The sequence below is a fragment of the Jeotgalibaca sp. A127 genome, assembly GCF_052266745.1.
Lineage (GTDB): Bacteria > Bacillota > Bacilli > Lactobacillales > Aerococcaceae > Jeotgalibaca.
In genome coordinates this window covers 122,052-140,756 of the sequence record NZ_JBQPRC010000002.1, presented here as the reverse complement: position 1 = coordinate 140,756, position 18,705 = coordinate 122,052, and the positions used below count along the sequence as shown (strand labels likewise).

The 18,705-nt window shown below is 41.7% G+C and carries 15 protein-coding genes; 4 read left to right on the top strand and 11 right to left on the bottom strand.

Features of this window, described 5'->3' with window-relative positions; translation table 11 throughout:
* Positions 1 to 278: 278 nt before the first annotated feature.
* The 11 genes from ACTVAI_RS02940 to ACTVAI_RS02890 all read right to left on the bottom strand — a co-directional run bounded on the left by ACTVAI_RS02940 (position 279) and on the right by ACTVAI_RS02890 (position 14,530).
* Positions 279 to 1,292: a LacI family DNA-binding transcriptional regulator gene (locus ACTVAI_RS02940; protein WP_443485841.1), complete on the bottom strand. Its 1,014-nt coding sequence runs from the start codon at positions 1,290 to 1,292 to the stop codon at positions 279 to 281.
* Complete coding sequence (locus tag ACTVAI_RS02935; RefSeq protein ID WP_443472518.1) at positions 1,267 to 2,172, bottom strand: DMT family transporter; 906 nt, start codon at positions 2,170 to 2,172, stop codon at positions 1,267 to 1,269. Before ACTVAI_RS02935 ends, ACTVAI_RS02940 begins: the two co-directional genes overlap by 26 nt.
* A gap of 4 nt (positions 2,173 to 2,176) precedes the next feature.
* A complete protein-coding gene (locus ACTVAI_RS02930; protein WP_443485840.1) occupies positions 2,177 to 3,832 on the bottom strand; it encodes an amylo-alpha-1,6-glucosidase in 1,656 nt (551 codons plus the stop codon).
* A 13-nt stretch (positions 3,833 to 3,845) separates the two neighbouring features.
* Positions 3,846 to 6,761 (bottom strand): glycoside hydrolase family 2 TIM barrel-domain containing protein, encoded by a 2,916-nt coding sequence (locus tag ACTVAI_RS02925; RefSeq protein ID WP_443472520.1) that lies wholly within the window; start codon positions 6,759 to 6,761, stop codon positions 3,846 to 3,848.
* Positions 6,762 to 6,777: 16 nt separating this feature from the next.
* The gene (locus ACTVAI_RS02920; protein WP_443472521.1) at positions 6,778 to 7,608 is read right to left on the bottom strand and encodes a carbohydrate ABC transporter permease; all 831 of its coding nucleotides are present in this window, start codon (positions 7,606 to 7,608) and stop codon (positions 6,778 to 6,780) included.
* A 1-nt stretch (position 7,609) separates the two neighbouring features.
* On the bottom strand, positions 7,610 to 8,542 hold the full coding sequence (locus tag ACTVAI_RS02915) for a carbohydrate ABC transporter permease (protein WP_443472522.1): 933 nt from the start codon (positions 8,540 to 8,542) through the stop codon (positions 7,610 to 7,612).
* A 70-nt stretch (positions 8,543 to 8,612) separates the two neighbouring features.
* A complete protein-coding gene (locus ACTVAI_RS02910) occupies positions 8,613 to 9,842 on the bottom strand; it encodes an ABC transporter substrate-binding protein (protein WP_443472523.1) in 1,230 nt (409 codons plus the stop codon).
* Between the two features lie 177 nt (positions 9,843 to 10,019).
* Complete coding sequence (locus ACTVAI_RS02905; protein ID WP_443472524.1) at positions 10,020 to 10,292, bottom strand: hypothetical protein; 273 nt, start codon at positions 10,290 to 10,292, stop codon at positions 10,020 to 10,022.
* Between the two features lie 129 nt (positions 10,293 to 10,421).
* A complete protein-coding gene (locus ACTVAI_RS02900) occupies positions 10,422 to 10,853 on the bottom strand; it encodes a DUF1801 domain-containing protein (protein WP_443472525.1) in 432 nt (143 codons plus the stop codon).
* A 71-nt stretch (positions 10,854 to 10,924) separates the two neighbouring features.
* The gene (locus ACTVAI_RS02895) at positions 10,925 to 12,727 is read right to left on the bottom strand and encodes a heme NO-binding domain-containing protein (RefSeq protein ID WP_443485839.1); all 1,803 of its coding nucleotides are present in this window, start codon (positions 12,725 to 12,727) and stop codon (positions 10,925 to 10,927) included.
* A gap of 204 nt (positions 12,728 to 12,931) precedes the next feature.
* A complete protein-coding gene (locus tag ACTVAI_RS02890) occupies positions 12,932 to 14,530 on the bottom strand; it encodes an ABC transporter ATP-binding protein (RefSeq protein ID WP_443485838.1) in 1,599 nt (532 codons plus the stop codon).
* 101 nt (positions 14,531 to 14,631) lie between these two features.
* Here ACTVAI_RS02890 and ACTVAI_RS02885 point away from each other — a divergent pair, with 101 nt between their 5' ends.
* The 4 genes from ACTVAI_RS02885 (at position 14,632) to ACTVAI_RS02870 (ending at position 18,656) form a co-directional block, all read left to right on the top strand.
* A complete protein-coding gene (locus tag ACTVAI_RS02885) occupies positions 14,632 to 15,531 on the top strand; it encodes an Rgg family transcriptional regulator (protein WP_443485837.1) in 900 nt (299 codons plus the stop codon).
* Positions 15,532 to 15,593: 62 nt separating this feature from the next.
* Positions 15,594 to 17,561 carry a S9 family peptidase gene (locus ACTVAI_RS02880; RefSeq protein ID WP_443485836.1) on the top strand — a complete coding sequence of 656 codons (1,968 nt, stop codon included), beginning with the start codon at positions 15,594 to 15,596 and terminating at the stop codon, positions 17,559 to 17,561.
* A gap of 115 nt (positions 17,562 to 17,676) precedes the next feature.
* Positions 17,677 to 18,264 carry an acetate uptake transporter gene (locus tag ACTVAI_RS02875; protein ID WP_443472530.1) on the top strand — a complete coding sequence of 196 codons (588 nt, stop codon included), beginning with the start codon at positions 17,677 to 17,679 and terminating at the stop codon, positions 18,262 to 18,264.
* Positions 18,265 to 18,341: 77 nt separating this feature from the next.
* The gene (locus ACTVAI_RS02870; protein ID WP_443485835.1) at positions 18,342 to 18,656 is read left to right on the top strand and encodes a hypothetical protein; all 315 of its coding nucleotides are present in this window, start codon (positions 18,342 to 18,344) and stop codon (positions 18,654 to 18,656) included.
* Positions 18,657 to 18,705: the final 49 nt, after the last annotated feature.

Sequence of the window (18,705 nt, the reverse complement as noted above, 5' to 3'; positions counted from 1 at the left end):
CAACAGTATTTGCGATTACTAACAAAATCAGGAACTATCATTTATGGTTCGGGTAGGTATTCCTGTCGGAAATCCCGTAGGTCGGTGGGGTTGCTTGTGGCCGTGTCAAGGATGCAATGCGAAAGTAGGGAACGTTGGCGCTTCAGCGTCTACGCTCCCTTTGAGGCTTGCAAGCCCGGAGACTACAGGCTCCGGGCGGTCCCACGGCAGTACACAAGCAACCACGCAGACCGGAGGGCATTTCCTTCACCAACATCCAATAACCTAGAACCCAATTATTATTCTTTATAGAATTGTGCACTTTTTCTTACTATCAAAGTACTCGGAACAACAATTTGAATCGGCAACGGTATTTCTTTATTGATCGTTTTTTCTATCAAATCGATAACCAGTTCCGAAAGATAATTGATATCCAGGCGTATCGTCGTTAGAGGTGGAATCATGTATTGCGCATTGGCTAAGTCGTTAAAACCTATTAAACTTACATCTTGAGGTATTCGTACCCCCAATTCATGCGCCGCCTTATAACAGCCGCTTGCCATCGAATCATTTGCTATCATGACTGCCGAAGGTCTGTTACTCTCTCCCATTAACTCAAGAAACATCTCATAACCGGTTCTCGGTGAATAAGTACCTAGTTTCAGAAAATCTGGATTAAAGAGCCCTCTTTGTGAAAGATATTGTATAAACGTATCTTGTCTTTCATCGCCAATAAAATAGGGATCATCTACTTGATCTAAGTCGTCCCTACCACCGATAAAACCTATCTCTTTGTGACCGAGTTCTAAAAGATAGTTTAAGGCCTTTCTGGTTGCCCGACCAAGATTGAAATTAACCGAACTAAACTTGTCAGGGTTGGGACTGGTATCCGCAAACACCAATGGCTTCTGAAGTGATTCCAACCAATTGATGTGGTCCTTGGAAAACAAACCGACACAGATAATGCCATCAACATGTCGGACCGAAGAACGGGTATCATTGAAAGTTATGATGGGCATCGAATGCCCCTTCACCTTAAGTAAACTCTCAATCTCCACGCGAAGACTTAAATAGTAGGTATCCTCTACTTCGACATTCGTATCAATCCCAAAATACAAGCCGATAATTTTTTTTACAGTATTATTTTTTTTGACCGGTTCATAAGACAATTTCTCAGCCACTTCAAAAACTTTTTTCTTTGTTTCAATCGTTACTTGCAAATCTTCGTCATAATTGAGAACACGCGAAACAGTAGCGGGAGAGACTCCTGCTACTGTCGCTATATCTTTAATAGTCACTCTTTTTTTCTTCATAAAGGGCCACCGTCTTCTTATGTACTTTTGGTTTCGGTTTTAATTGCACAAGAATAACTCCCATCAGAATCAATAGGGCTCCAACCAGCATGCGGCCAGAAATAAATTCGTTCAAGAGAATTGCTGAAAATAACATTCCAAAAACAGATTCTGTTGAAAGGATAATGGCTGTTTCAGTCTCTTTTGTATATTGTTGCGAGCCTGTTTGCAATAAGAACGACAACATCGTACTAAAGATCCCTAAATACAGGATGGATAGGTTACCGGACAAGCTTGAAAAATCCATTGGCTTATTCTGTATCATTGCCACGCTCATTGCCAAGATAGCTGCTGTGCCCATTTGAACAGTATTCAAGGCAAAAGCATTTTCTCCAGCTACATAAGTACTGGTATAAATAATCTGCAAGGCAAAGAATATCGCACAAATCAAGGTCAGGATGTCACCGACATTAACACTATTAAAATCATTGAGGGACATTACAGCAATACCAATTATAGCAAAGATGGATCCGATTATGGTCATCCGGGACATTTTTTTCTTTAAGAAAACAACCCCAATCACCGGTACTAACACAACATTAAATGCGGTCAAAAAAGCATTTTTTGAAGGGGTCGTATACACAAGCCCTACAGTTTGGAAGAAAAAAGCGAGATATAAAATTATCCCCAGAATGCCACCCTTGATCAATGTCGCTTTGGTTATATGTTTTAACTGGTTATAAAAAAGAATCAGCATCGACAGAAAAGCAGTCGTAAAGCGCAGTGCCAGGATATGGATTGGAGAAAAAGACTCTAATGCGATAGAACTCATCACAAAACCAGATCCCCAAATTATTGCCACGATAAACAATCCTATCTGGCCTTTGATACGTTCACCCATGAAACTAGTCCTCCTCCAAATTCATTTGATTTAAAAGCAGAAACACACTGGAAGTCCACGAGAAGGCTAAATCATCATTCCCCTCACCTGTATGTGCGTTGAAGTTTTCAGCTAATCCCCCGACTAATGTTGCATCGCAGAATTTCTTCGCAATCCGCAGCGCATCATCATGGTAGCCAGCTTCGTATAAAGCATCCACAAAAATATACGTCTCCGGTGCCCAGACCGGCCCTAACCAGTAACCATCTCCGGTAAAGAGCGAGCTGGTTGGTTCTTCTGTTGCAATACCATACTTGCATTCAAAACGATTTAGAAGTTCGGAAATCAGTTGTTCTTTGTCAGCGTCATTGAAGCGGTAAGCAAGGACAATCGGCAAGAATAAGATGGCACTCGTCGTACTCTTGATTTTTTCACCAGAAAAAGTATGAAAAGCGCGTAATTGTTTGCCATCAAAAAATGCCGGCAAAAATTTATCATAGAGAAGATCGGCTTTTTCCCGCCAGTCATGCGCTTCTTTCTGCTTGCCCAATTTATCGGCGAAATCACCAAGGATATCCATTTGCCTGATTAAATAGGCAGTTAAATCTGGCGCAGTAACGGGGAAACCTTCATGGAAGATGGAGGCATTGTCCCATCCTGAATCATTACCATGGGTATAATACGGTAAGCCATCATGCGTGCGATGATTTAACCAAAAATTGGTATTACGAGAAAAACTATCATACATTTCAGATAAAAATTTATCCTCGGAAAATTTTGGATTCACTTCCATCATTTTCTGATAAGCCCAGGCATGAATCGGGGGTTTAATGCAGTTATAAGAAACATATTTATCGTTGATGAAATCCGGATAAGCGCCTGAATCATCTTGGTAGTTATTAAAAATTTTCAACTGGTTATAAGCCAATTCGGGATAATTTTCCGCCATCAAAATGGCGTTAAAACAATTATCCCAGCTCCAAATATTTTGCATCCAGTTCTTCGACATATAAGTAATGGGAAGATTCAAGAAACCATCCACTCGTACCGTATTCGTCCAAAGTAAATAAGAAGCTAGGTCATGCGGCAACTGATATTGTGGATCAGTGGTGGGCATATTATTGAGCCATTCTTGATATTCCTTTTGAACCGCTACGTGTGCATCTTCAAAAGATTGCGGCGTTACTGATTCATGAATGACTCGGTAATTTGTCAGGTATAATTCACTATCATTAGCGAGTTCCAGCCTAATATGTTCGTTACCGACTGTCTTCCATGGTGCATCGACTGAAAGGTTTCCTGATAACACCTCCAGGTGGTACTTGGTTTCTTTTTTATAAGAAATATATTCATAGCTATTGCTACCCATCTGATTGAAAGAATCATAGCGAACTTTGATCGCTTCAAGTTTCAATGCCATCCTTGTAGTCCGGATATGCACTGTTTTATCGGTTGGATAAATAAACTCTATTTTATTTTCGGCATTATTCTTACTAAATACCGTAAACTTTGTTTCATTGCATTCAAACGCTACTTCTTCGTTGAATGATAAACGAAACAGTTCACTCGGCGACTCGTCGCCGCCGTGAACGTCTCTTAACAATAACTCCCCTTCAAAATAAGAAATAACAAAATAAGATCCATACCTTGAAAAAGGAATTTTGCTAATAGCAATCTTCATCCTCTTGCTCCTCTCACTCTGAAATGACAAATGAAATTGAAAACGGCTCTAATTTTGTGCGATACTGAGCCAGTTGATCTTGCCCACAACTATTACTTCCCAATCCCGTTTGTTTGTAATCAATATTGACGACATTGTAGTCTGCATATTGAAGTTCATCGATATGTTTCGCAGCCTCCAATTGTTCTTTCGTATAATCGTGCACGGTTACCGTGTATGGACTCGCTAATTCCAGGCTGACTTTTTGATTGCCATCTTCGAATTGTACCCATTCCGTTTCAGAGCGCGCCCCATTTTCTTGCGGGAAGATATATTCTGTATGCATCCCTTTTACTGTGTTTTCATACAAACCTTTTTTAACTGAAGCATGGCTGTCCCAGTAACTTTCGCCCGGACCATAACCAAACCATTTTACATTTTCAAATGATTTCGGCATCGTGAATTCAATTCCTATCCGCGGCAACATGGTTGGCAATTCGGTTCCACTCATGCGCGGTTTGCCGTCGACTGCTACTCTTACCTTGCCATCTTCCAGCAATTCATATACATATTCCAAATCGAATCCCCAACCTTGGTTCGTTGTTCCAAAGTATTTATGGAACGTCATTTTACCATCTTCGACCTTCCAGTCGTACATGGTTTCCGAACCTTGATGCAGGAAATATGTTTCTTGCCAGTCCTTCAATTGATACATGTCATTGTCAATCGGTGCACGCCACAGCGTCACAACCGGTCCTTGGGAAATGATGTCTTTTCCATTTCTGGAAACAGTTTTCAAACTTCCGGTTACAATGTCAAACACCATTGCAGTAGACGCATTGGAAATCGTCACCGTGCGGTAATCGTTTTGCTCAGAAGAAACGTGTGCTACAGCTGTCCCTGTTTCTTTTTCTGGACGATATAATTCATTTTCCTTGCCGAGTGTGAATTGTGTAAAGTAAATAACATGACTTTCATTTAAGTATGGTTTTGGCCCATCAATCAATTCGGCATCCAGGAAGTAACGTTTGTTTGCATCGAATTCAAGTGGCAATGCTATCTCTTTGTTGGAACGTGCTGGTATGCAAGGTAAAACAATTTCATTGCTTTCAACCTTTTGATCTTGTTGATGAAGCGAATAACGAATGGTCAATCCTTCCAAGTTACGGAAGTCATAACGGTTCTCGACCGTCAAAGCGCCGTCTTGATAGCTAAACCTAACCGGCGCGATAACTTGTTTGTATTCCAACAATGATGTGGAAGGTTCCCGGTTTGGTTTTAACAGTCCATCAATACAGAAGTTGCTGTTGTTCGGCGTATCGCCAAAATCACCGCCGTAGAAATACGTTGTTTCGCCATTACGTTCAACTGCGATTCCATGATCGTACCATTCCCACAAGAAGCCACCGTGGAGACGCGGATATTTCCGCATTACTTCCTGGTGCTCTTCAAGCGCTCCCGGTCCATTCCCCATCGCATGGCCATACTCACAGTGGATATGCGGCTTTTTACCATTCGTATCTTTTCCAATATTTTCCAACCGCTCAAGGTATGAGTACATCGTCGTATAAACATCGGAGTAAGCAGCGTTACGATCTCCTTCGTAATGAACCAAGCGCGTTGGATCAATCGCTTTTGCTGCATTGTACATATCCATGAAGTTTTGACCTGCTCCGGATTCGTTCCCTAAAGACCAAAGCAAAACAGATGGGTGGTTTTTGTCACGCTCCACCATCCGTACCATGCGGTCAACATACGCAGCGGACCAATCTCGGTTGTCACTGATCCAATTATAATCTCCCGTGTTTTCGAAACCATGACATTCCAAATCCGTTTCGTCGATGACATATAATCCGTATTCATCACACAAGTCATAGAGATAGGGATGGTTTGGATAATGCGCCGTACGGACTGCGTTGATATTGTTTTGTTTCATCAAAATAATATCTGCTTCCATTTGTTCTTTCGTGACAGTAACACCCGTCTTTGGATTGAAGTCATGGCGGTTGACGCCATTGAAGAAAATATTCTTTCCATTCAGAAGAATCAGGCCGTCTTTGATTTCGACATGACGGAAGCCTACCCTGATTGGAACAAACGACGCCTTGGACGTAACAATCAAATCATATAAATGCGGTGTTTCTGCCGTCCATGTTTTCGGAGCCGCAATCCATTCGTCCACTTTTCCATTTTTAATTTCGAATTCTTTTAGTAACGCACCTTCATAATAAAGAGCCGCTGTATCTGCTTGGCCTTCTACTTCAACGACGAGTCTAAAGTCTTTTCGTTCCTCATCCGGCAACGTTTGAACTTTAATGTCAGTTGGTGAGTCTTTGTGCTCGGTATAGATTTCGACATCACGGATGATTCCTGATAACCACCACATGTCTTGGTCTTCTAAATAAATGCCATCCGACCATTTAACAACCTCCACGATTATTTCGTTCTCACCGTCCTGCAGTGCGTCCGTAATATCAAATTCGGATTCAAGACGACTTCCTTTACTCCACCCTATCTCCGTTTGATTGATCCATACCCGGAAGAAGGAAGAGACGCCATGGAAACGCAGAATGATTTTTTCATCTGCATTGTGCTTCGCTTCAAACGTTCTGATATAGACGCCAGTTGGGTTCTCTGTCGGAACATACGGCGGATTGATCGGGAATGGATAGAGTAAATCCGCATAATGCATGGCATCATACCCATTCATCTGCCAGCAAGAAGGTACTTCCGTTGGTTTGAATTTTTCGAAATGACGTTTTGAAATATATTCCTCTGCTTCAAACGGAGAGGAGAACAAGTCGAACTGCCACTCCCCATTCAAAGTCTGAAAACCATTGATATTGTCGTTTTTATCCAACGCATCCTTCAACGTTTGATAACGATGAAAAGAAGCGCGTGGCTTTAAGCGGTTTAACCCGATTTCTTTATTATTTTCCCATAAATTCACAAACAATCACCCTTTGTTATTTTATCGAACCTTCCAACCCTTCAATAATATATTTCTGTGCAAACAAGAATATCAGAATGGGTGGAATCATCATCAGAATCGTAATAGCCATTATTCCGATTGTGTTATTTCCATGGACCCCTTGGAATGATGCCAGACCAAGTGCCAAAGTATATTTCGAACGGTCCTGCAAGAAAATTAATGGACCCAAGTAGTCATTCCATACTGTTAAAATATTCAAAATCGCAATCAAGATAAGTGGTGCTCTCATGATCGGCAAAAAGATTTTTGAATAAATCTGGAAATCATTTGCCCCGTCAATTTTGGCAGCATTCGCAATATCATCCGGGAAGTTCATCAAGAATTGGCGTAGCAAGAAGACATAATACGCCGATCCCAACATCCCAGGAATGATAAGTGGTTTAAGTGTATTGATCCAGCCAATTTCATTAAACAACATATATTGTGGAATCATGGTTACGTCCCAAGGCAACATCATGGAGCTCAAAAGCATCATGAATAAAATATTCTTGAATTTAAAATCGTACCGTGCAAAACCATACGCAACCAAGGAACTCGAGATGACCTGCCCAATCGTCGTAAATACTGTAATCAAAACAGAGTTAAGTAAATACGTCGTAAACGGCTGGGAATTCCAGGCATCACTGAAATTCGACCAACGCCATTCGGATGGCAGAACCTGCGGCGGATACATGTTGACCTCTGCTTGTGTTTTAAAAGCGGTCAAAATAACCCAAAGAAAGGGACCGATAAAATAAAGAGAGAATAAAATTAATCCAGCATATATCACAACTTTTGTACGTTTTAACTGCCCTATATTACCCATTTTATTTTCCTCTCTTTACTTTTTTTGTTTTCTTTACTTCATTTTCATAGAACACCCATGCTGATGAAGACTTGAAGATAACAGCGGTCATTGCCATAATAATGAAGAACATGACCCATGCGTTCGCACTTGCATAGCCGAGTCGGTGATGCTTAAATGCATTCTCATAAACAAACAAACCATAGAAATAAGTGGACTTCATTGGTCCTCCACCAGTCAAAAGGATAACCAATGTTAACTGTTGCAGGGCGGAGATGGTAGATGTTACCAAGTTGAACAAAATAGTCGGTGTTATGATCGGAATCGTTATCTTGAAAAACTGTTGGATGGGTGTTGCACCATCGATTACTGCTGCTTCATAATAACTGCTCGGGATACTCTTAATGTCGGTATAGAAAATAAGCATCATATTCCCCACACCCCAAGCACTGGCAACAACAATGGCTACAATTGCCCATTTTGGATCCTGCAACCACAAAGGGCCATCAATCCCGATTAAGCTAAGGATGTAGTTCAAAATTCCGTTATTAGAATCAAGAATCCATCCCCAAATGATTGCTACTGCTACCCCCGAAACAACTGAAGGGATATAGAAAATAACTCTGAACAAATTGACTCCTTTTACGTTCGTTGCAATCAACATCGCTAAAACGAGTGCGATAATCATATTTAATGGAACAAATATCAAAGCAAATTTGAGTGTTAATCCTAATGAGTCCCAAAACTGTGGGTCTTCGGTAAACATACGGATATAATTTCCTAAACCGATAAAGCTACTTTCTCCAATAACCGGCCAGTCATAGAAACTCATGACAAGAGATAGAACAAGTGGTCCTGCGGTAAATGCCAAAAAGCCAATTAACCAGGGTGATATAAATAAATAGGGCGTTATTTTTTCAATAACTTTACTTTTTTTACTTAACGGTGCTGCCATCCATTTTCCAGTCCTTTCTGGGAATAAAATGGAGCTTTTCTTTAACAATAAAAGAAAAGCTCGCTTTTTATTATTTTACGACCGAATCCAAAGCTTCTTGTGGTGCCAATCTTGTTGTAGGATTGAACACTTGCTCGAACGCCATTTCCAATTGGTCTGCAAAATCGCTCCAATTTTCAATTTTGAATGAACTTGGTCCATATTCAGTACTGCGCTCCAACATTTCATAGAAGACGCTCTTATACTCATCATCTTCCAAACCTTCTGATTCTACGACACTTTTCAGTACGGATAATTCATAATCAATCCGTTCAATATTGGCTTCTTCGTTTGTCCAGAATTTAACGAATTCCCACGCTGCATCTTTGTGTTCAGAGTCAGCAGAGATTGCCAAACCGGAAGAACTCAAGACAGATTTACTTTCTTGCCCTTCAAAGCTCGGAATAGGTGCAGTACCGAAGTTTACCCCTGCATCAGTAAAACTTCCGATATCCCATGCTCCCGAAACAACCATAGCAGCTGTTTGAGATGCGAACTCATCTGTTCCCCATCCTTCTGAAGCTACTGCTAAATCATCATTCATCAAATCTTGGAATGTTTGCAAAACTTCAACAGCTTCTGGTGAATTCACATAGCCATCCGTTACAGAACCATCTTCACTTGCATAAGCTGTGCCATTGCTCCAAAGGTACATTTCAAAATCGTACGGATCTGGTTTTCCAGGCATAATATAACCAAAGACATTTTTTTCTGGGTCGGAGATTTTCTCTGAAGCTGCTCTTACATCGTCCCAAGTCCAATCATCTGTTGGGTAGTCAACACCCGCTGCATCAAAAAGATCTTTATTATAGTACAAAGCATGTGTCGTGAAACCAACTGGGATTCCGTAAACCGTGTCATCGATAGAGTTATAGTTCCAAGTTGTCTCATAGAAATTTTCCTTGTACTCTGCTCCTTCCGACTCAATATATGAATCTAGCGGCTCCAATCCACCAGAGTAAGCAGGATAATTCCACATGTACATAACATCCGGAGCATCCCCTGCTCCCATTCCGGCAGTGATTTTCGTATCATACTCCCCGCCATAACCTTCCAATAGAACTTCAACGCCATCTTGCGATTCATTAAACTTGTCTACCAATGTTTGTTGGGCATCTAGACTTGCTTCACTATCCCAAGTAGAAAATCTGATCTGAACTTTTTCTCCAGAGTCCGCTGTATCTCCGGATTCAGCTGTCCCACCATTTCCACATGCTGATAAAACTAAAACAGATGCCAAGCCCAAATATAGTTTCTTCATTCGATAATCCTCCGCTTCATTTGATGACACGAGTATAGTCTATTATTTAGTAAATGTAAACGGTTTTATTAAAATTTAGTAATATTAGACGGTGTGTCAATAAAAATTATCGTGTTTTAAACTAAAAAAGACCAAACCCTGTTTTATGGGGCTTGGTCTTTCCAAACATTTGGTTATTCAATGCGGAAACATAATTTCAGCGAGTACCCATATTGTTAACAACAAGCCGAGTACAAGGGTGATAATAGTCATGATTGCTCTGTCTTTATATTTCAAAAAAGCAACCACACCTAAGATGAAGCCTATTATTCCGATTACAGCGATGACTAGTGTCGGTAGCGGAAGTCTCCCTATACTTGTCATTTTAAGGGCCAATAACACGACAAAAGCCGCCATTAAGCCTGTTGCCCATTTCCCAACGGTTGACTTGGATAAAAAATGCACATTCATAATGATTGCCTCCCCTTACTTCTGCGCTTGAATGACTGGTTCATAAGTCGCCAAATACCTGAGTCCCGCACTTCTATCTTTTGACTTTATTATACCACCAACGCTCAAAAGAAAGGTTTATCATCATCTTTATGTCCTTGTGGTCAGGTAGCGTTTTTCCACGTAATCCAGCGATTCTTTGATGATTTGTTTCAAAACTTCTTCATTGATATCGGCAAGCTTGTTTATATAGAGACAGGCTTTACTGGCACGATGTTTACCTAATTTCGCCAACAGTTCTTCTTTACGGTCTTCTTCCAATGCAAAATAAATGGTATGCGCCGATTTCCGTGGTGAAAATCCGACCCAGTTCGCTTCTCCTGAATGGCCAGACGCGTATTTGTATGCGTATTTTCCATAACCAATAATAGATGGTCCCCACATCACGGGATTCATACCTGTCACTTCGTTGTACATTTCCAATAAACGATAGGCATCGGCTTTTTTGTTTTTTGACGCAATTTCCTCGATGAATGCAATGACACTTTTTTCGGTTGGTTTCAGCTTTGCTTCATTGGCCAAGTCGGTTCCTCCTCAAAATAATGCTTTTTCTTTATTATACGTGAAGTGAGTGGGTCACCAAAGTTTTACTACTATATTTTATATTTCTCCAAATCCTCACTGAACGCTGTACTGACTCGTTTAAATTCGTGGATATGGGTGCTCATGGACGCAATTTCTTCTGTATAGGTCAAGACACTCGCCGAAACTTCTTCAGTGGAAGCAGAATTCTCCTCGGCTATGGCGGCCAGTGAGGTGATTGTTTCCGATATAGCATTGAAGTGTTTTGTTTCTGTAATCAAGTTATCAATCAATTCCACAATGAGGTTTGAAACAGCCACCACCGATTCAATGGAGTCTGCATTCTCCATCGTGATGGCATTCAATTTATTATTTTCTGTTTCTATCACTGAAAATTGGGAGGCTAATCCGTTCATGAATATCTCGATATTAGCGATAAAATGTTCTAATTGACTATTAATGGAAAGAACAGCAGTCCGAGATCCTTGAGAAAGTTTCCTGATTTCAGTAGCTACCACTGCAAAGCCCTTACCTTGTTCACCAACGCGCTCAGCCTCGATCGCAGCATTCAACGCCAGGAGGTTCGTCTGACTGGCAATGCCTTCCACCACTTCCACAATTTTTCGAACTTCTTGAACATTTCGCTGTAACGCTTCCCCTTTTCGCTTAAACGTTGTGAACTGCTCTAAAATATTATTCAGATTATGGGAAGTCAATTTCATTTCCTCGAACCCGCCCCTGATTACTTCAACAGATTTCTCTAGAGCGACTTTCCCTTGGTTCTCTTTTTCAACGACGCCATTTAGTGAAGCGATAGAATCGTGAAGTTGGGAAGATACCTGGTGCGTTTCAAAAGTTTGGCTGACGGCTCCTTCAGCCACTTGATCGACAATGGTCGCAATATCCCGCGAAGTTTCGCGGATATTGTTTGAGATATCGGAAAAACTATCAGCAAAGACATTCAATTCATCCGTTGTACTTTTGTATCCGACAAAATCAGTCTTGATTCCTGCAATCAAAGCTACCAGTTTATCATTCAATTCCTCAAAAATATCATCCGTTGAAATTTGATGGGCGATCGAAAAATCTTTTTCCTTCAGTTTATCCAAATAACGGTTGATATAAATGATTGGTTTAAATAATTGCTTACCTGTAAAAAATGGCATAATTAGCGATAAAGCAAGGATACCAGGGACGGCAATGTTGTTTGGTGAGTAACTCGCCAACAGCGCCGCAGGAATCCCTACGAGAAATAGTGTCGCAAGCGCCAGTTTCGCTTCTAATTTTTTGACGATTCCAAATGTAAGTAATTTATTGAAGTGAAAATTCTTCTGAAGCGTAATGGGCTGTTGAAATCGTATGGCAATTTTCAGAAAGTCATCTGTCCTTTCCAGTGTTTCCACAGTTACATTCTCCTTAAAATGAAAACTCGCGCCTTCCAGCATGCCAAGGAAATAGGAAAACATGCCGCGCGGCGATTTATAGGTCATATGCGCGTTATAGGTGTCCACTGCTTCGATATGAAGGATTGGCGGTTTAGCTCCTCTAAACTTTTGCGTCACAATCACATGAATATCATACATGGCTTGCAAAAAAGAATAGAGATTATCATATTTAAAGAAGGCCGGATAAATTTTGGAGTAAGTTTTCACATTTTGATGTGCCATTGTCCGCCACATAACATCGGGTGATTTGTCGACCCTTTTTCCGATTGCTTCAACCATCCCTAAAGCAATACGATCAGCCACCTCTTCAGTTGGCGTGAATATCTTGTTGGCTTTGAGCCCATAGCTTGTCATGACTTCACTGACTATTTCTTTTCCATACAATTCCTTACAAGTATTCATCCATGCAGATACAATCGTGCCTTTCATACATTTCCCCCTAGATATTCGAATTTACTCTATCTATCGGACACACTTTTGAAAAATAAAGCGGGTTTTCATGTAATAAATTGGCACATTAATTGTGCATTTCATGGTATAACCCGAAAAAAGCTCACTCAACTGGAATTTTTAATCTGAGTGAGCTAAATCCGGAAAAAAAGCTCACTCGCAAAGTTGAGTGAGCTTTTTTATTTAGGCATTGCCAAGCACTACAACCCGGTCCAATTTATCCCGGATAGAATCACGCAGTTGATGCGTAATCATGAGTACGGTCAGTTCTTCATTTTCCAATAACTGCTGTTCAATCTCCAGTGCACTCTCCTCATCCAAACTTGAAGTGCCTTCATCCAGCAAAATGATTTTCTTGCCGCGCAAGAAACCACGAGCCAATGCGACTCTTTGACGTTGCCCACCTGAAAGTAAACGACCCGCCTCCCCGATGTCTGTGTCCAGGCCGAGCGGCAAACTTGCCACCACACCTTCCAAACTACTCGCCTTCAGTGCTTTAGCCAATTCTTCATCAGAGTATGTTTCTCCCAATGTAATGTTTTCTCGCACTGTTCCTTGGAACAAATAAGGAATCTGATCCATGTATAAAATGTGATGACGCAGCTCCTGTCCGGATAATTGATTTAATTCATTCCCGGAAAAACGCACCGAGCCACTGTAATCCGTCAACTTACCGTTCAGGATATTGAGTAGTGTGGTTTTCCCGCTTCCACTCGCACCGACTATGGCGTATTTTTTACCCAGGTTGAAAGAGGCATCCAGTTCCTTTAAGACCTGTTTGTTCCCATAGGCATAACTGACCTGTTGCAGTTGGATGCCGGAAACGACATTTTGAATTTTTCCGCCAGGTCTTTCAAAAGAAGTCTCGAGTGCCTCGAATTTAGTAAAAATCGGATCCACTGCTCGCATTGCTGCCAATTGTTGACTCAAGTTACCGACCGTATTGAAAATCACCGCTGCCAAGCCACTGGTCGCCATCATGGCTCCAATTGGAACCAATGAACGGAATACAAGATAGCCGGTCAGACCGGTGACAGACAACTGCCCTAAAATATTCCCGAAGGCACCCAGTATGGCAACTTTCGCGGTCACTCTGGTTTGGTTATTTTTAGCATCCGCCAACGCGAGCGATGCTTCTTGCGTATTCTTCGATATTTTTTGCAGTAAATTGAAGGAAAAGAAGGTATCAAATCCGTTCAATGTGTCGGTAACTTTGCTGATGAAGCGTTCGTTTTCTTCAGTCGTGAACAAGGAAGCCGCCTTCAATTTCTTTTCGTACAATTTCGGCAAACCCAGTGTCAAGGCAGTGAGCGCAACCGTCATGACCACAATGCTCCAATGGAAAGCGAACAGAGCTACGACCGATGATACTGTGGCAATGATGCCGCCCCAAATTTGATAAAATAGGTCAAATCCATTCGTTTCAATCGTATTCAAGTCATTGCTCAGCCATGATGTATAGGTCCCGACTTGTTTCTTATGGAAGCTGGTATAGCTGGACTGCTCCATTCGTTTGGTAATGTCGGTCCGGATGGCGGTCGCCATTTTTTGTTTTGTTTCACTTGTCTTGTTGATTTGAACATTCAGGACAAAAAGGAATACCAAGAATAGCCCCATCACTTCCGCCAACACCTTGAAAAAACTCTCAAAGTCCAGGTTCACCAACGTATCCAAGGTAACCGCCATCCGCACGCTGACAATGGTTTGGATGACATTCGTTACTGTCAATAAAAAGAAAACCAACGTATTTTCCTTCCAGAATCGTTTGATATAAGTTTTCATATTCTTCACACCTTTGCTGTTATTTGTAACTAAATTTTATCTCGGTTATACTAAAAGGAAGATTATAATTGCATATCTGCAAAAAATAAGGGTGTGAAAACATGGATTATGGTGAACTACTCCGGCAGATCAGGACCAGTAAAGGGATGAAGCTCAAGGAAGCGGCAAGTGATACCCTCTCTACCTCACAACTTTCCCGTTTTGAGAACGGCCGCTCAATAATTCCCGTTGACTCTTTTCTTGAGACGTTGAAAAACATCAATACCACCCCACAGGAGTTTTTATTCCTTTTTGGTGATGATGACCATAAGGAGATGCAGAAAATTTTTGAAAATATCGAATCCTTTATGGCAGAACATCAGTATGACAAGGTGAGGGAATTACGTGACATTTTGAGGAAACAAAACCCTGCCCCCTATAGCTGGAAACGATTTGTCTTTTTGTTCATTGAGAGCTTGTTGGTCTTGACTGACGGAGGGGAACCACAGAACCAACCGGAAGTCTTGACTTACTTGATGCAAGTTGCGGACTGGGGCGAAATGGAACTCCGGATTTATGCGTTGTTCGGGTTTGTGTTTGATGTCGAAACAACTTACCTTTTGATGAAGACCGCTGTCAAAAAAAGTCAAAAATACATGGCCCTTCCCCAGGATGCCAAGTTGCTATTTTCGATTTTGTCGAATAATTTTTCGACATTCGTTTTCCATAAACGCTATGATTATGCTCAAGCAACTTTAGCGATTTTCGAAGAGCAATTAACCGAACGGGTCGAATTGCTCGAACCGCATCTCGATTTTCTGTTTAATCAAGGAATCCTTGCGTTTTGCCAAGGAAGAGAAGCAGATGGCATCAGGGATTGCGAGCGCGTGGTTGAATTGTGTCAGTTGTTCCGACAACATTGGCGTGAAAAGCGCTACAACTGGCGCTATCAAAACTGGCGCCATGGCTACAAGGATCCGGAATTCCGCGAATTGGCAATCAACATTGGGGTAATTGAGTAAAGGCTTTACAATTATTCAAGCGTTTGTTTAAAATGAAAGAAGTATAAAATGGAGGCGATATTTTGGGTAAAGAAGCACTAACAATAGATAGTTTGTTCGAACTAAAGAGTCTGGGCCAGCCGATTGCTTTTGGCAATCGTATTTTTTATAGCGAAACAACACCAAATAAAGATGAGAATGGCTATCATTCTTATATTTACAGTATTGATCGCACAACAAAGGAACGTCGCCGTTGGGGAGATGCAGGTACGAGCCAATCCCAATTGGAAATTTCACCGAACGGAAAATATTTATCATATATCGGAAATGCGACCAAAGACAAAAAACCGCAAGTCATGGTTATGCCGCTTGACGGTGGGAGCGCCTTTGCTTTAACGGAAGAAAAAGAAGGCGTCTCAAATTATCATTGGACAAAAAATGGTGCTTCCGTTTATTACCAAACAACCAAAAAAAATACGGATGAAAAAGCTGACGAACCAAAAGAAAAGAAAATGCCCAATACAACTGAAATCGACAAGTTGACTTACAAGTTGGACGGTGCCGGTGTCTTGCCGAAAGATTTGACGTATCAAATCAAGAAAATCGGTGTGGCATCGCGTGATGTGGCGACGATCCTTGAAGATCAGGAACGCGTTGGCCTGAACTACGTTGCCAATGATGAGAGCTATTTATTGGTGGCCGGTGAATTGGACAGCGCTGATGAGTGGAATTATGGCGGCACAGTTTATTATTATGATGTGGCGACGAAAGAAAAACGCTCGTTGACGACTTCCGTTCCCAAAGGCAGTTTCTCATTTGCGGCGATGTCGGAAAACGAAGATTATTTATTATTGAACGGAAATGATTTTGAATATGCTTTTGTGACATTGAGCCGCATTTACGGTTACGACATGAAGACCCATGAATTGGTGTGTTTAACAGAAGATTTGGATGTGGAAATCAGTGACGTGATGGTCGCGGATTTCCAGCAAAATGTCTATGGGATGCCCGTGGAATGGTTGAATGAAAATGAGTTCCTCTTCCCTGCTACCAAGCATGGTAAAACCCAGTTGTATAAAGGCAATCGCGCCGGAGAAGCAACGCTGGTATTTGATCAACGGATGCATGTGACGGATGGACACATCATTGCTGGAAGCGAAGAAATTGCGGTAACGTATTCCGCTTTGACAAAAACGTCGGAGCTGGCAGTTCTCGACTTGGTGAGTGGCGAGTTGGAAGTATTGTATCAGCCAAATGCTGCCTTTTTCCAAAAGCATGCCGTTGTAGAACCGGAAATGTTCTGGTTCAAGGGTGCGGATGGTTGGGACATCCAGGGTTGGTACTTGGCGCCGGTTGGGGAAAAAGTGAATCACCCGGCGATTTTGTATATTCATGGTGGACCACAGGTGTGTTATGGGGAATCGTACTTCCATGAGATGCAAGTGTTGGCTGCGCGTGGGTACGGTGTGATCATGTTAAATCCGCGTGGTGGTAATGGCTACGGTCAGGAGTTCGTGGCATCCATTTTGGGCGATTATGGTCATAAGGATTTTGAGGATTTGATGTTGGGAACCGACTATGTGTTAGAACAGCATCCGGAAATTGATAAAGACCGTGTTTATGTGATGGGGGGCAGCTACGGCGGCTTCATGACGAACTGGATTGTGGGTCATACGGATCGATTCCGGGCGGCGATTTCGCAACGGTCGATTTCGAACTGGATCAGTTTCTATGGAACGAGTGACATTGGTGCGTTCTTTGTGGAATTTCAATTGCAACGCGATTTGTGGGATGTGGATGGGTTGTGGCGGATGTCCCCGTTGGCGCATGCGGCGAATGCGAAGACACCGATTTTGTTGATGCACAGTGAGCAGGATTTACGTTGCCCGATGGAACAGGCGGAGCAGTTCTATGTAGCGATGAAGAAACATGGAGTGGAGACGAAATTGATTACGTTCCCGGAATCGAATCATGGCTTGTCGCGGAATGGATTGCCTAATTTGCGGGTGAAGCGTGCGGATGCGATATTTGATTGGCTGGAGAAACACTAGCATACTGTTGAAAGAACACTTTAAATTCTTTCGGGATATTGACTTTGTGCACTCATACTAGCTATAATTCAATTTAGTGTGTGGAGCACAAGTATATCTTAAGGAGTTATCAGAATTGGAAAAGGAAAAGACAGTTTTATATAAAGAAGTGACGGCAAATCCGGCACCGTTAGGTTTGATGGGCTTTGGGATGACAACGATTTTGTTGAACATTCATAATGCAGGTTTCTTCTCATTGAACGCAATGATTTTGGCTATGGGTATTTTCTATGGTGGCATGGCACAAGTAATCGCTGGAATCATGGAATTCAAAAAGAACAACACATTCGGAACAACAGCTTTTACATCATACGGTTTCTTTTGGTTATCATTGGTTGCATTAAATATTTTACCGTTGATGGGTTATGGTGAGGCTGCGGATTCATTGTCGATGGCCGCTTACTTGTTTATGTGGGGATTGTTCACATTCTTCATGTTCATCGGAACATTGCGCATCACAAAATCACTTCAAGTTGTATTTGGTTCCTTAACAATTCTATTCTTCTTGTTGGCATTGGCTAACTTTACTGGTTCAGAATTGATTCTGACAATTGCTGGTTATGAAGGAATCATTTGTGGATTCACGGCAATTTATGCGGCAATGGCACAAGTGTTGAATGAATTATACGGCAAAACTGTATTACCGATTGGCGAAGTAAAATAATTAAACAGGGAGTCTGGTATCTTTTGTACCGGGCTCCCTTTTTTCGTATAATAAAGGAAAGAATGGAGATGACGCGAGTGGAAGTTCAAAACGAGAAAGAGTTGCTGGCAGGTTTGGAACGACGTGAGGAGACTTTGGTGGTTAAGGGTGAGTTGCGGCAAAAGGTACGTGATTTGCTGAAGACGAAGTTATCGGATGAAGAGTTGATGGGTTTCGAATTGGGGTCTGCTGGCACGGGTGGTATCGTGGCCGAGATTGTGTACTGGGTAATCAGCCGGTTTAGCAAGGATTCGGTGATGCAAAAAGATTTGGAAGCGGCTATTCGTCAGTATAATGCCAAAGTGGATGCCGATAATAATTTGATATTGTATTTAAGGCAGTTGGATTATTAATGAGTGGAAAGGCTATTTCGAACGAAATGGTCTTTTTTGTATAGTTATT